Source organism: Variovorax ginsengisoli (assembly GCF_030486595.1).
Taxonomy (GTDB): Bacteria; Pseudomonadota; Gammaproteobacteria; order Burkholderiales; family Burkholderiaceae_C; genus Variovorax; species Variovorax ginsengisoli_B.
On the sequence record NZ_JAUJZH010000008.1, the window covers coordinates 154,523 to 166,838 of the forward strand.

13 protein-coding genes are annotated in these 12,316 nt (G+C 69.0%); 9 read left to right on the forward strand and 4 right to left on the reverse strand.

The window, feature by feature from the left end; genetic code table 11:
• Positions 1-6 precede the first annotated feature (6 nt).
• Together QZH52_RS13465 and QZH52_RS13470 are read right to left on the reverse strand one after the other, a co-directional pair.
• The gene (locus QZH52_RS13465) at positions 7-606 is read right to left on the reverse strand and encodes a chromate transporter (RefSeq protein ID WP_301809629.1); all 600 of its coding nucleotides are present in this window, start codon (positions 604-606) and stop codon (positions 7-9) included.
• Positions 603-1,193 carry a chromate transporter gene (locus QZH52_RS13470; protein ID WP_301809632.1) on the reverse strand — a complete coding sequence of 197 codons (591 nt, stop codon included), beginning with the start codon at positions 1,191-1,193 and terminating at the stop codon, positions 603-605. The genes QZH52_RS13465 and QZH52_RS13470 overlap by 4 nt, the downstream gene beginning before the upstream one ends.
• A gap of 56 nt (positions 1,194-1,249) precedes the next feature.
• Between QZH52_RS13470 and QZH52_RS13475 the strand changes: the two genes are divergently transcribed.
• Positions 1,250-2,182 (forward strand): YihY/virulence factor BrkB family protein, encoded by a 933-nt coding sequence (locus QZH52_RS13475; RefSeq protein ID WP_301809635.1) that lies wholly within the window; start codon positions 1,250-1,252, stop codon positions 2,180-2,182.
• On the opposite strand, the gene QZH52_RS13480 is transcribed toward QZH52_RS13475, so the two are convergent.
• Both QZH52_RS13480 and QZH52_RS13485 read right to left on the reverse strand, forming a co-directional pair.
• The gene (locus QZH52_RS13480; protein ID WP_301809641.1) at positions 2,179-3,858 is read right to left on the reverse strand and encodes a methyl-accepting chemotaxis protein; all 1,680 of its coding nucleotides are present in this window, start codon (positions 3,856-3,858) and stop codon (positions 2,179-2,181) included. The two genes, QZH52_RS13475 and QZH52_RS13480, sit on opposite strands and share 4 nt — an antisense overlap.
• Positions 3,859-3,939: 81 nt before the next feature.
• Positions 3,940-4,485, reverse strand: coding sequence for a DUF924 family protein (locus QZH52_RS13485; protein WP_301809644.1), 546 nt, complete (start codon positions 4,483-4,485; stop codon positions 3,940-3,942).
• Positions 4,486-4,592: 107 nt separating this feature from the next.
• Between QZH52_RS13485 and QZH52_RS13490 the strand changes: the two genes are divergently transcribed.
• The 8 genes from QZH52_RS13490 (at position 4,593) to tcuB (ending at position 12,297) form a co-directional block, all read left to right on the forward strand.
• Positions 4,593-5,042, forward strand: a complete 450-nt coding sequence (locus QZH52_RS13490) for a CHRD domain-containing protein (protein ID WP_286524052.1) — start codon at positions 4,593-4,595, stop codon at positions 5,040-5,042.
• A 12-nt stretch (positions 5,043-5,054) separates the two neighbouring features.
• Positions 5,055-5,648: an ATP-dependent Clp protease proteolytic subunit gene (locus QZH52_RS13495; RefSeq protein WP_286524051.1), complete on the forward strand. Its 594-nt coding sequence runs from the start codon at positions 5,055-5,057 to the stop codon at positions 5,646-5,648.
• A 52-nt stretch (positions 5,649-5,700) separates the two neighbouring features.
• The gene (locus tag QZH52_RS13500; RefSeq protein ID WP_301809651.1) at positions 5,701-6,909 is read left to right on the forward strand and encodes a patatin-like phospholipase family protein; all 1,209 of its coding nucleotides are present in this window, start codon (positions 5,701-5,703) and stop codon (positions 6,907-6,909) included.
• A gap of 97 nt (positions 6,910-7,006) precedes the next feature.
• A complete protein-coding gene (locus QZH52_RS13505; protein ID WP_286533044.1) occupies positions 7,007-7,789 on the forward strand; it encodes a 3-hydroxybutyrate dehydrogenase in 783 nt (260 codons plus the stop codon).
• A 111-nt stretch (positions 7,790-7,900) separates the two neighbouring features.
• Positions 7,901-8,707 carry a substrate-binding domain-containing protein gene (locus tag QZH52_RS13510; RefSeq protein WP_301809656.1) on the forward strand — a complete coding sequence of 269 codons (807 nt, stop codon included), beginning with the start codon at positions 7,901-7,903 and terminating at the stop codon, positions 8,705-8,707.
• 7 nt (positions 8,708-8,714) lie between these two features.
• Complete coding sequence (locus tag QZH52_RS13515) at positions 8,715-9,641, forward strand: LysR family transcriptional regulator (RefSeq protein ID WP_301809658.1); 927 nt, start codon at positions 8,715-8,717, stop codon at positions 9,639-9,641.
• A gap of 78 nt (positions 9,642-9,719) precedes the next feature.
• The gene (gene tcuA, locus QZH52_RS13520) at positions 9,720-11,126 is read left to right on the forward strand and encodes an FAD-dependent tricarballylate dehydrogenase TcuA (protein ID WP_301809661.1); all 1,407 of its coding nucleotides are present in this window, start codon (positions 9,720-9,722) and stop codon (positions 11,124-11,126) included.
• A complete protein-coding gene (gene tcuB / locus QZH52_RS13525) occupies positions 11,113-12,297 on the forward strand; it encodes a tricarballylate utilization 4Fe-4S protein TcuB (RefSeq protein ID WP_301809663.1) in 1,185 nt (394 codons plus the stop codon). The genes tcuA and tcuB overlap by 14 nt, the downstream gene beginning before the upstream one ends.
• Positions 12,298-12,316: the final 19 nt, after the last annotated feature.

Consider the following 12,316-nt stretch of genomic DNA (forward strand, 5'->3'; position numbering starts at 1 on the left):
AGAGGTTCAGACGAAACCCAGGGCGCCCAGCAGCGCCCCGGCGCCCAGCAGCCACAGCAGGTGGATGCGGGTGCGCCAGACGATAAACGTGGCCACGCCGCTCAGCAGCCACAGGTGCCAGGCGGGCGCGTTGCCAGCATGGTTTCCGCCCGCCAGCACCCAGCCGGTGGCGACCAGCAGGCCGATGACGATCGGCGCCATGCCCTGCTTGAAGGCGCGCACGCCGCGCCGGGTGCGGTTGCGGTGGCCCCAGCGGGTGGCGAAGTAGGTCAGGGTGGTGCTCGGCAGCATGATGCCGACCATGGTGATCGCGAGGCCCAGCAGGCCCAGCATCCAGGCCTGCAGGCCGGCCCCGATGCCGCCGCCGGCATTCAACCCGACGTTCCAGCCCATCAGCGCCACGAACAGCACGTTGGGGCCCGGGGCGGCCTGGGCGATGGCGACCGAGGAACTGAACTGGGCGTCGGTCAGCCAGCGGTGGTCGCTGACCAGGAAGCGGTGCATGTCGGGCACCGTGGTGATGGCGCCGCTGATCGACAGCAGCGAGAGCATCAGGTACTGGGCGAAGAGCGCGAGCCAGTCCTGCCAGTGCATGACGATGGTCATGGCGCGATCTTTCGCCAGGTCCAGACGCAGGCCACGCCGCCGACCACCAGCAGCACCCAGCCGAGCGGGATGCGGGCGAAGGCGATCGCGGCGAAGACCACGGCGACCAGCACCAGGCAGGTGGCGAAGCCCAGCGGATGCCGCCGCAGCTGCGGTACCAGTTTGATGCCGGTGGCGGCGATCAGCCCGCCCGCCACCGCGCCCATGCCGCGCAGCGCGCCGGCCACCTGCGGGTTGCCGGCGTAGTGGGCATAGAGCACCGCCAGCACCAGGATCACGGCCAGCGGCACGGTGAGCATGCCGGCCACCGCCGCGATCGCGCCGCGCAGGCCGAAGTGGCGGTCGCCGATCATCAGCGCCAGATTGATCACGTTGGGGCCCGGCAGCACCTGGGCGACGGCCCAGTCCTCGAGGAATTCGTCGGGGGTGAGCCAGCGCTTCTTTTCGACCATTTCGCGCTGGACGATCGCCAGCACGCCGCCGAAGCCCTGCAATGCCAGCCAGGTGCAGGAAACGAACAGGTCGCGCGGAGATTGGGGGCGGGGGCGGTCGGATGCCGCCGGTGCAGGTGTAGATGCCGGATCCATGTGGGGCGATTATGGTGGGCCGTGCCGCCGGCCGAGTTGCTGCCAAACTCCCGCCCATGAACGCACGCTCCCTCTTCCAGCTCTGCAAGGACTCGGTCGCCTCGTGGCGGGCCGACTACGCCCCCAGCATGGGCGCCGCGCTGGCCTACTACACGGTGTTCTCGGTCGCGCCGCTGATCCTCATCGTCATTTCCGTGGTCGGTCTGGTGTTCGGCCGGGAGGCGGCCCGCGGCGAGATCTTCGAGCAGCTCTCGGGGCTGATGGGCGCCGACGGCGCGCGAGCGGTGCAGTCGATGCTCGAAGCCCTCAACAAGCCGACCCAGGGCGTCGTCGCCACCGTGGCTGGCGTCGGCCTGGTGGTCGTCGGCGCCACCACGGTCTTCGGTGAGCTGCAGGACGCGTTCGACCGCATCTGGCGAGCGCCGGTGCGCGACGCGGGCGGCGGCGTGCTGTCGCTGCTGCGCACGCGGCTGCTCTCGTTCAGCATGATCATGGGCATCGGTTTCCTGCTGATCGTGTCGCTGGTGGTCAACGCGGCGCTGGCGGCCCTGGGCGAGTGGTGGGCGCCGATGTTCGGCGGCTGGGCCACGCTGGCGCAGCACGTCAATTCGGCCTTCGGCTTCGTGATCGTGACGGTCGGCTTTGCGATGATCTACAAGGTCATGCCGCGGGTCAGGGTGCAATGGCGCGACGTCTGGGTGGGCGCCGCGGTGACGGCGGTGCTGTTCACGGTCGGCAAGTACCTGATCGGCCTCTACATCGGCACCACCGGCGTCGCCTCGGGCTATGGCGCCGCCGGCTCGCTGGTGGTGGTGCTGGTGTGGGTCTACTACTCGGCCCAGATCTTCCTGCTGGGCGTCGAATTCACCTGGGTCTACGCCCACGCTTACGGGTCGCTGAAGGGCGTTCCCCGCCCGGCGCCGGGGCGTTCGCCGATGCGGCCCGAAGAGGGGACGCGGCCCGCCGTGGGCGAATCCGCCGACGGTTAGAACTCTTCCCAGTCGCCCGCCGCCGATACGGCAGAAGCGGCCGTCTGCTTGCGCGGCGCGGATTCCTCAATGGCCGGCTTGGCCTTGGCCTGCGAGCGCCTCGCCGGTGCCGCGGCCGGCGAGCGTGAGGCGTGCGATCCGTCCAGCTTGAACACACCGACCGCGCGCGACAGCTGGCTCGCCTGGTCCTGCAGCGAGCCAGCCGCCGCGGACGCCTCTTCGACCAGCGCCGCGTTCTGCTGCGTCACCTGGTCCATCTGCGTGATCGCCTGGTTGATCTGCTCGATCCCCGAGGTCTGCTCCTGGCTGGCCGCCGTGATCTCGCCCATGATGTCGGTCACCCGCTTGACGCTGTCGACGATCTCTTCCATCGTCCTGCCGGCTTCCGCCACCTGCTTGCTGCCTTCCTCGACCTTCTCCACCGAGTCGCCGATCAGGGTCTTGATCTCCTTGGCCGCCGCCGCCGAGCGCTGCGCCAGGCTGCGCACTTCCGACGCCACCACCGCGAAGCCACGGCCCTGTTCACCGGCCCGTGCGGCTTCCACCGCGGCGTTCAACGCCAGGATGTTGGTCTGGAACGCGATGCCGTCGATCACGCCGATGATGTCCACGATCTTGCGGGATGACGCGTTGATCGAGCCCATGGTGTCGACCACCTGGCTCACCACGCTGCCGCCCTTGACGGCGACTTCGGAAGCCGAGACCGCGAGTTGGTTGGCCTGGCGGGCGTTGTCCGCGTTCTGCTTCACCGTCGAAGTCAGTTCTTCCATCGAGGCGGCCGTTTCTTCCAGCGAGCTCGCTTGCTCTTCGGTTCGCGACGACAGATCCTGGTTGCCCGTGGCGATCTGGCCCGAGGCCGTCGCGATCGTGTCGGTTCCCTCGTGCACCTCGCCGACGATCTTCACCAGGCTGTCGTTCATTTCCTTGAGCGCCTGCAGCAACTGTCCGGTCTCGTCGCGCGTGCCCGCCTCGATACGGCTGGTCAGGTCGCCACCGGCCACCGTTTGCGCCACCTGCACCGCGCGGCCCAGCGGTCGGGTGATGCCGACGGCGAGCCGCCATGCGCACAGTCCGCCCAGGCCGAGCACCGCCGCGCCGAGGGCGAGCAACAGGTTGCGGCTGGCCCGGTAGCTGTCGCCGATCCGGACCACCGTGCCGTCGATCGCGCGCCGCTGCATCTCGAGCAGGTGCTGGACGTTGTCGAGATAGACCTTGGCCGCCGGCATGAACTGGCGGTCGAGCGCCCGGTTGGCTTCCTCCATCGTGCCCTGAGCCTTGGCCTTGACCACCGCATCGCGCCCTTCGAGGTAGCTGGTCCGGACTTGCTGGAATCCCGCCCAGAGCGATTTCTCTTCGTCGCTGACCAGCAGCGGTTCGATCTGCTTCTGCAGTTCCTGCGCCTCCTTGGTCGAGTTCGCGCTCTCCTCGGCGAAGAAGGGGCCGAGCGACGGGTCGGCACTCTTGGCGATGGCGGTGGTGCGGCGTACGCCGACCGCCACCAGCCGATACCAGTCGCTGATCAGCCGCTCCTTGGCCAGCGGTTGGGCGGTGATGGCTTCGGCGGCCGCCGTCACTGCCTGAAGGCGCCAGATGCCAAGTGCCGTCATCAGCGCCATCAATGCCAGCACCAGGCCGAATCCAAGGCCCAGGCGGGTGCCGATCTTCCAGTGTTTCACGTGCGTTCCTCGTTGCCGGCCGCGCCGGCCGTTCGAGGAATATCGGCAGATGGGCGCGAAACTGAAGGCCCGCGCCTGCGTTCAGCCCGTGAAGCCGCCTTCGTCCAGGAAGCGCCGCTCCTCGGCCGTGGTGGTGCGCCCGAGCGCCGCGTTGCGGTGCGGGAAGCGCCCGAAGCGCGCCACGATGTCGCGGTGCAGCACGGCGAAGCGCTGCGTGTTGGCGTCGAGCGAGCGGTTCAGCGCGACCGAGCGTTCCTGGTCGGCCAAGGCCTCGGAGTGCATGAAGGGCAGGTAGAAAAACGGGCGCAGCGCCGGCTCGACATGCTGGTCGAAGCCTGCCGCGACCGCCGCCCGCGCGATCGCCAGCGCCTTGCCGTCGGTCGCGAACATGTGGCCGCTGCCGCGCCAGGCGTTGCGCGGCAACTGGTCCAGCAGCACCAGCAGCGCCAGCGCGCCTTCGGCGTCGGCCGCCCAGTGATCGAGGTCGCCGGTGGCGGCGAGGTGGTGCGCGGCCTCGAAGCGGGCCTTGAAATCGGCATCGAAGGCGTCGTCCTTGGCGAACCAGCGGCGCGGGCCGGCCGCGCGCCAGAAGGCCGTGACAGCGGCGGGGGAGGGAAGCTCGGTCATGGGCCGGATGATGCCATCGGGGGCGGTCCAAAGTCGGGGCGGCGGCCGACAGCGCGCGGGCCCGTTGCTGCCTAAGCTGGGTGGATCACAACCAGATGGAGATCAGCATGACCCGATACGGACAACTCTTGCGCCTGGCACTCGTCGCGGGCGTCACGACCGCGGCCTTGGCCGGCTGCGGCATGATGTCGAAGTCCAGCACCGCGAGCTTCAGCGGTGCCATGAACGCGGCCAGCGAAGTGCCGCCCAACATGACGCGCGGCAGTGGCATGGCCGAAGCCTGGCTCAACAAGGACACCAACGTCCTCAAGTACAAGATCACCTACGAAGGCTTGAGCGGCCCTGCGACGGCGGCCCATTTCCATGGGCCGGCCACCGCGGGGGCGAATGCCGCCGTGGTCCTGCCTTTCGCGTCGCCGGCCAGCCCGATCGAAGGCCAGGCCACGTTGACGCCGGCCCAGGCGGCCGATTTGATGGCCGGCAAGTGGTATGCCAATGTCCACACGGCTGCCAACCCGGGCGGAGAGATCCGTGGCCAGATGCTGCCGAAGATGTAAGCCTGCACGCCTATGGAAACCGACGACGACACCAAGCCTCCGGCCGCGCCCGAACTGCGCAGTTCGTACCTGGAGGAAAAGGCCTTCAAGTCGCGCACGCTGCTGATCTTCGGATCGATCACCGATGCCGTGGCGGCCGACGTGACGCGACGGCTGATCGCGCTCGACGCCGACAGCCAGGCGCCGATCGACATCCTCGTGAGCTCGCCGGGCGGCCACTTGGAATCGGGCGACGCGATCCACGACATCGTGCGCTTCATCAGTGCGCCGGTCCACATGATCGGCACCGGATGGGTCGGCAGCGCCGCCACGCACCTGTTCCTGGCAGCGCCTCGCGAGCGCCGCGTCTGCCTGCCCAACACGCGCTTCCTGATCCACCAGCCGAGCGGCGGCGCCGGCGGGCAGGCCACCGACATCGCCATCCAGGCGCAGGAGATCGTCAAGGCGCGCGAACGCATCGCCCACGAGATCGCGCGCGAAACCGGCAAGCCGCTGGAGGAGGTGCTGGTCGACATCGAGCGAGACCGCTGGTTGTCGGCCCAGGAGGCGGTCGGCTACGGGCTGGTGTCGCGGATCATCGAGCGGAAGACCGAGTTGCGCACTTAGTCGTCCTCGGGTCGGGCGCTGCGAGGGCTGGCGCTTGGTGTCAAATGACGCCATGACCGCCACCAAGAAGCCTCGCACCGCCGCTCACGCCGCTCGTCCCCGCGTCGACATCACGACCGCCCGCAAGGCCCTGGTGCTGCAGGGCGGCGGCGCCTTGGGCGCCTACCAGGCCGGCGTCTATGCGGGCGTGTTCGAGAAGCACAAGACGCTCGACTGGGTGGCCGGCGTCTCGATCGGCGCGGTCAACGCGGCGTTGATCGCCGGCAACCCGCCCGAGCGGCGGGTGGATCGGCTGCGCGAGTTCTGGGACCTGGTGTCGTCGGGGCCGACCCAGCGCCTGCCGGCCTGGTGGGGCGGCGACCGGGCGGCACTGAACCAGTGGAGCGCCGCCGCGGTCGCGATGTTCGGCGTCCCGGGCTTCTTCGAGCCGCGCCGAACGCCGGCGCTGCTGCTGGGCGGCTCGGCGCCGCTTCTGAGCTACTACGACACCTCGCCCTTGAAGTCGACGCTCGAACGGCTGGTCGACTTCGACCGCATTAACCACTGCGAGACCCGATTCAGCGTCGGTGCAGTCAACGTGCGCACCGGCAACTCGCTGTACTTCGACAACACGGTGCAGCGCATCGGCCCCGAGCACATCATGGCCAGCGGCGCGTTGCCGCCCGGCTTCGCGCCGGTGCACATCGACGGCGAGGACTACTGGGACGGCGGCATCGTCTCGAATACGCCGCTGCAGTACGTGCTGGACATGCACCCGCGGAGCGAGACGCTGATGGTGCTGCAGGTGGACTTGTTCAGCGCCCACGGCGCGATGCCGCGCACCCTGGCCGAGACCATGGAGCGCCAGAAGGACATCACCTATTCGAGCCGCACGCGCATGAACACCGATGCCCTGGCTTCCAACATGAACCTGCAGCAGGCCATCGCCGATCTGATCGGCAAGCTGCCCGCGGCGCTCCAGAAGGACCCCAGCGTGCAGGCCGTCTGCGGCCAGCTGAACCACGAGCCGATCGAGATCGTGCACCTGATCTATCGCGACAAGCCCTACGAGCTCGACTCGAAGGACTACGAATTCTCGCGCGCCTCGGTCGACGAGCACTGGGACGCCGGCCTGCGCGACATCCGCAACACGCTGGACCACCCCGAATGGCTGCAGAGCGCCGCGCTGCCGAATGGCGTCACCACCTTCGACCTGACCGAGCCGAATGCGCGCCGGGTGCGCCATCCGATGGCGCTGCCGCAGGTGCCCGCGGCGCGCTGAACGCGATCAGGCTGCCTTAAGCCTGGCCGCGCAGGCTCGGCGCTCGGGCACGCAGATTGCACGCAGATCCATCACTTTCTTCACTCCAAGGAATCCCATGCAGCTCAAGGACAAGGTCGCATTCATCACCGGCTCGGCCAGCGGTATCGGCAAGGAGATCGCCATCGTCTTCGCCCAGGAGGGCGCGAAGATCGTGATCGCCGACCTCAACAAGCAGGCGGCGGATGCCACCGCCGCGGAACTCAAGGCCAGCGGCGCCGAGGCCATCGGGGTCGGCGTCGACGTCACCAGCGAGGAGCAGGTCGATGCGGCGGTCGAAGAGGCGGCCAAGGCCTTCGGCGGGATCGACATCCTGATCAGCAACGCGGGCATCCAGATCGTCCATCCGGTCGAGGAGTTCAGCTTCGCCGACTGGAAGAAGATGCTGGCGATCCACCTCGACGGCGCCTTCCTGACCACCAAGGCCTGCCTCAAGCACATGTATGCCCAGGGCCGCGGCGGCAGCGTGATCTACATGGGCTCGGTGCATTCGAAGGAAGCCTCGCTGCTGAAGGCGCCGTACGTGACCGCCAAGCACGGCCTGATCGGATTGGCCAAGACCGTGGCCAAGGAAGGCGCCAAGCACAACGTGCGCGCCAACGTGATCTGCCCGGGTTTCGTGCGCACGCCACTGGTCGAGAAGCAGATCCCCGAGCAGGCGAAGACCCTCGGCATCACCGAGGAGCAGGTGATCAAGAACGTGATGCTCAAGGAGACGGTGGACGGCGAGTTCACCACCACCGACGACGTCGCGCGCGTGGCGCTGATGTTCGCCGCCTTCCCGACCAATGCGCTGACCGGCCAGTCGCTGGTGGTGAGCCACGGCTGGTTCATGCAGTGAGCGTGGCACCGTAGTTACCCTGATTTGCGTGCCGGCTGGTTGACAGCTCGGGGGCCTAGGATGTCGCGATGAGCGCGCTCGGCGCTCTGCAAGACACGGAGACCCTGCCCCATGACGACATCTCTTCACCATCTCGGCCGACGCACGGCCCTCATTGCGGCTGCACTGGTGCTGGCGGGCTGCGGCGCCGTCGGCACCCGGCCCGCGGCGAGCGACATCCACGTGATGACCTCCGGCGGCTTCACCGCGGCCTACAACGACTTGCGCCCCGGCTTCGAGAAGGCGAGCGGCCGCGCCGTGAAGACGGCCTACGGTGCCTCGATGGGCAATGCCGACGACTCGATCCCGAGCCGGCTGGCGCGCGGAGAGCCGGCCGATGTCGTGATCCTGGCGCGTCCGGCGCTCGATGCGCTGGTCGCGCAGGGCAAGGTGGTGCCCGGCAGCGAGGTCGACCTAGTGCGCTCCAGCATCGGCTTCGCCGTCAAGAAGGGTGCGCCCAAGCCCGACATCTCTTCGGTGGACGCGCTGAAGCGCACCTTGATCGCCGCCCCCTCGATCGCCTATTCGGCGAGCGCCAGCGGCACCTACTACGAGACCGAGCTGCTGAAGAACCTGGGCATCGAGGCGCAGGTCAAGCCCAAGAGCAAGCGCATCCTGAGCGAAAGGGTCGGCACCGTGGTCGCGCGCGGTGATGCGGCGCTCGGGCTTCAGCAGGTGAGCGAGTTGCTGCCCATCGAGGGCATCGACTACGTCGGTGCGCTGCCGGCGGAAGTGCAGCGCGTGACTGTGTTCTCGGCCGGCGTCGCGACCGCATCGAAGCAGCCCGATGCGGCGCGCGAGCTGATCCGCTACCTGAATTCGCCGGCCGCCGCGCCGACCATCGCCAAGACCGGCCTCGAACCCTTGACGGCCCGCTGAACCCGTCATGGAGCTGAGGCAGCTGCGCTACTTCGTGAAGATCTGCGAGTTGCGCAGCATGGGGCGCGCGGCGCTCGAACTCGATCTTGCGACGTCGGCCTTGAGTCAGCAGATCAGCCGGCTCGAGAGCGAGCTGTCGACCCGCCTGCTTCAGCGCAGCTCGACCGGCGTGACGCCGACCGACGCCGGGCTGGCCTTCTTGCAGCAGGCGCAGCTCACGCTGCGGCATGCCGATGAAGCGGTGCGGGCTGCGCAGCAGGCCCGGCTGTCGGGCCACGTCAGCATCGGGCTGCCGCCGACCACCGCCTCGGTGCTCGGCGTGCCCTTGATGCAGGCCATGCGGGAGCGCTATCCGGAGGTCAGGCTGCACCTGGTGGAGTCGTTGTCGGGGCACCTCGGCGCGATGCTCAATGCGCGCCAGCTCGATCTCGCCGTGCTGTTCCAGACCGATGTGGCGAGGCGCTGGAGCGTGCTGCCGCTGCTCGACGAAAAGCTGTTCGTCATCGGCCGCGCCGACCTGCCCGGCCTGCCGACCGGACGCCAGGTGCGCCTGGCGCGCCTGGGCGAACTGCCGCTGATCATGCCGAGCGCCTCGCACGGGCTGCGCGCCACGCTGGAAGCGGCCTTCGCGCGGGCGCGGGTCGTGCCGCGGGTGGTGGCCGAGATCGATGGCCTGGCGATGCTGATGGACGCGGTGCGGGCCGGGCAGGGCGCCACCATACAGCCGGGCGCGGCGACCGCGCGGCTGGCCGACGAGCGCCTTGTGCAAGTGCGCATTGCCGATGCGCAGGTCGGCCGCCGCAACCTGCTGGCGAGCCTGTCGGACGACGAACTCTCGCCCGCCGCGCTGGCCGCCCGCGTGGTGCTGGCCGATGTCGCGCGCAGGCTGGTGCGCGAAGGGCGCTGGGCCGGCGCCACCCTTCACGAAAACTGAAGACCCCTTGCGCAGGGCGCGCTTTCGCGCGGCGCCATGGCTGCCTAAAGTCGAGCTCCTCACGAGGAGACAACTGAAATGATCGATGTCCTGGTCGTCGGCGGCGGCAATGCCGCGCTGTGCGCCGCGTTGATGGCACGCGAGGCCGGCGCCAGCGTGCTGCTGGTCGAGGCCTCTCCGCGCGAATGGCGCGGCGGCAACTCCCAGCACACGCGCAATCTGCGCTGCATGCATGACGCGCCGCAGGACGTGCTGGTCGAGGCCTATGCCGAGGAAGAGTACTGGCAGGACCTGCTCAAGGTCACCGGCGGCCAGACCGACGAGCATCTGGCCCGCATCGCGATCCGCGCTTCGTCGTCGTGCCGCGACTGGATGCGGCGGCATGGCGTTCACTTCCAGCCGCCGTTGTCCGGCGCGCTGCACGTGGCGCGCACCAACGCCTTCTTCATGGGCGGCGGCAAGGCGCTCGTCAACGCCTACTTCCGCAGCGCCGAGCGGCTGGGGGTGCAGGTCCGCTACGAGACGCCGATCGTCTCGATCGAACTCGACGGGGGTCGCTTCGTGGCCGCACGCACCGCAAGCGGCGAGCGCATCGAGGCCCGAAGCTGCGTCCTCGCGGCGGGCGGCTTCGAGTCCAACCGCGAGTGGCTCATCGAGGCCTGGGGCGTGAATGCGCGCGGCGAGCGGCCGGCCGAGAATTTCCTGATCCGCGGCACCCGCTTCAACGAGGGCGTGCTGCTCAAGGCCATGATCGACGCCGGTGCTGATTCGATTGGCGATCCGACGCAGGCCCACATGGTGGCGATCGATGCCCGGGCACCGCTCTACGACGGCGGCATCTGCACGCGCATCGACTGCGTGTCGCTCGGCGTCGTCGTCAACCGCGATGCGCAGCGCTTCTACGACGAGGGCGAGGACTTCTGGCCCAAGCGCTATGCGATCTGGGGCCGGCTGGTGGCGCAGCAGCCGGGCCAGATCGGCTGGTCGATCATCGACCGCAAGGCGATCGGCCGTTTCATGCCGCCGGTGTTCCCGGGCACGGTGGCCGACAGCCTTCCCGAGCTCGCGCGCAAGCTGGGCCTGCCCGAGGCCGCCTTCGTCGACACCATCGACGCCTATAACGCGGCCTGCCGGGTCGGCAGCTTCGACCACACGGCGCTCGATGACTGTCACACCAAAGGCCTCGCGCCGGCCAAGACCCACTGGGCGAGGCCGATCGACTCGCCGCCGTTCTACGGCTATGCGCTGCGGCCCGGCGTCACCTTCACCTATCTGGGCCTGAAGGTGAACGAGCAGGCCGCCGTGCACTTCGGCGGCCGGCCGAGCCCGAATCTGTTCGTTGCCGGCGAGATGATGGCAGGCAATGTGCTCGGCAAGGGCTACACCGCCGGCGTGGGGATGGCGATCGGCACCGCGTTCGGCCGCATCGCCGGCACCCAGGCGGCCCAGGCCGCCATGAAGGAGACGACCCATGCAGCAGCTTGATGCGCTGACCCGGGAGGCCGTGGCGCTCGCCGGCGGCGGGCCACGGGTGATACCGATCCTGAGCGCGCCCGAGGCCGAAGTAGGCCGCCAGATGCAGATCTGCAATGCCTGCCGCTACTGCGAGGGCTTCTGCGCCGTGTTTCCGGCGATGACGCGACGGCTCGAATTCGGCCAGGCCGACATCCACTACCTCGCCAACCTGTGCCACAACTGCGGCGCCTGCCTGCATGCCTGCCAGTACGCGCCGCCGCACGAATTCGCGGTCAACGTGCCGCGCGCGATGGCCGAGGTGCGCGGCCAGACCTATGCGGACTATGCGTGGCCGCCGGCTCTGGGGCGGCTATATCAGCGCAACGGTCTGACGCTGTCGGTGGCGCTCGCGGCGGGGCTGGCGCTGTTCCTGATGCTGGCGGTGGCGCTCAACGGCACGCTGTGGGGCGGCCGGCTGGAGGGCAATTTCTATCGCCTGTTCCCGCACAACCTGCTGGTCGGCCTGTTTGCGCCGGTGTTCCTGTTCGTGGTGTTCGCGTTGGGCAAAGGCGTCACGCGCTTCTGGCGCGAGCTGACGCCGGCCACCAGCGGCGCACCGTTGAACGCGCCTGCCGCGGGCGAAGCCACCCAGGCCGTGCTGCGCCTGAAGTACCTCGACGGCGGCCACGGCGAAGGCTGCCACGACGAGGACGATGCCTACACGCTGTCGCGCCGGCGCTTCCATCACTTCACCTTCTACGGCTTCCTGCTGTGCTTCGCCGCCACCAGCGTCGCGACGCTCTACCACTACCTGTTCGGCTGGCATGCGCCGTACGACCTGCCGAGCCTGCCGAAGCTGCTCGGCGTCGTCGGCGGCGTCAGCCTGATGGTCGGCACGGCGGGGCTCTGGCGGCTCAATCGCCGGCGCCATCCGCTGCAGGGCGATGCGTCGCAGAAGCCGATGGACCTCGGCTTCATCGCCTTGCTGTTCCTCACCAGCGCGAGCGGACTGGCGCTGTGGCTCGGCCGCGGCACGCCGGCCCTGGCGCTGCTGCTGTGCCTGCATCTGGGCGCGGTGATGGCGCTCTTCGCCACGCTGCCCTACGGCAAGTTCGCGCACGGCATCTTCCGCACCGCGGCGCTGCTGCGCCATGCGGTCGAGAAGCGACGGCCGAATCCGATCGGCCTCGGCGCCGACTGAAAAACAACTCGAATCGACA

Coding starts and splice junctions, on each gene's coding strand:
- tcuA (WP_301809661.1), top strand. CDS start 9,720: ATGATCGATGTCCTGGTCGTCGGCGGCGGCAATGCCGCGCTGTGCGCC.
- QZH52_RS13470 (WP_301809632.1), bottom strand. CDS start 1,193: ATGGATCCGGCATCTACACCTGCACCGGCGGCATCCGACCGCCCCCGC.
- QZH52_RS13465 (WP_301809629.1), bottom strand. CDS start 606: ATGACCATCGTCATGCACTGGCAGGACTGGCTCGCGCTCTTCGCCCAG.
- QZH52_RS13500 (WP_301809651.1), top strand. CDS start 5,701: ATGACCGCCACCAAGAAGCCTCGCACCGCCGCTCACGCCGCTCGTCCC.
- QZH52_RS13490 (WP_286524052.1), top strand. CDS start 4,593: ATGACCCGATACGGACAACTCTTGCGCCTGGCACTCGTCGCGGGCGTC.
- QZH52_RS13475 (WP_301809635.1), top strand. CDS start 1,250: ATGAACGCACGCTCCCTCTTCCAGCTCTGCAAGGACTCGGTCGCCTCG.
- QZH52_RS13505 (WP_286533044.1), top strand. CDS start 7,007: ATGCAGCTCAAGGACAAGGTCGCATTCATCACCGGCTCGGCCAGCGGT.
- QZH52_RS13515 (WP_301809658.1), top strand. CDS start 8,715: ATGGAGCTGAGGCAGCTGCGCTACTTCGTGAAGATCTGCGAGTTGCGC.
- QZH52_RS13510 (WP_301809656.1), top strand. CDS start 7,901: ATGACGACATCTCTTCACCATCTCGGCCGACGCACGGCCCTCATTGCG.
- QZH52_RS13485 (WP_301809644.1), bottom strand. CDS start 4,485: ATGACCGAGCTTCCCTCCCCCGCCGCTGTCACGGCCTTCTGGCGCGCG.
- tcuB (WP_301809663.1), top strand. CDS start 11,113: ATGCAGCAGCTTGATGCGCTGACCCGGGAGGCCGTGGCGCTCGCCGGC.
- QZH52_RS13495 (WP_286524051.1), top strand. CDS start 5,055: ATGGAAACCGACGACGACACCAAGCCTCCGGCCGCGCCCGAACTGCGC.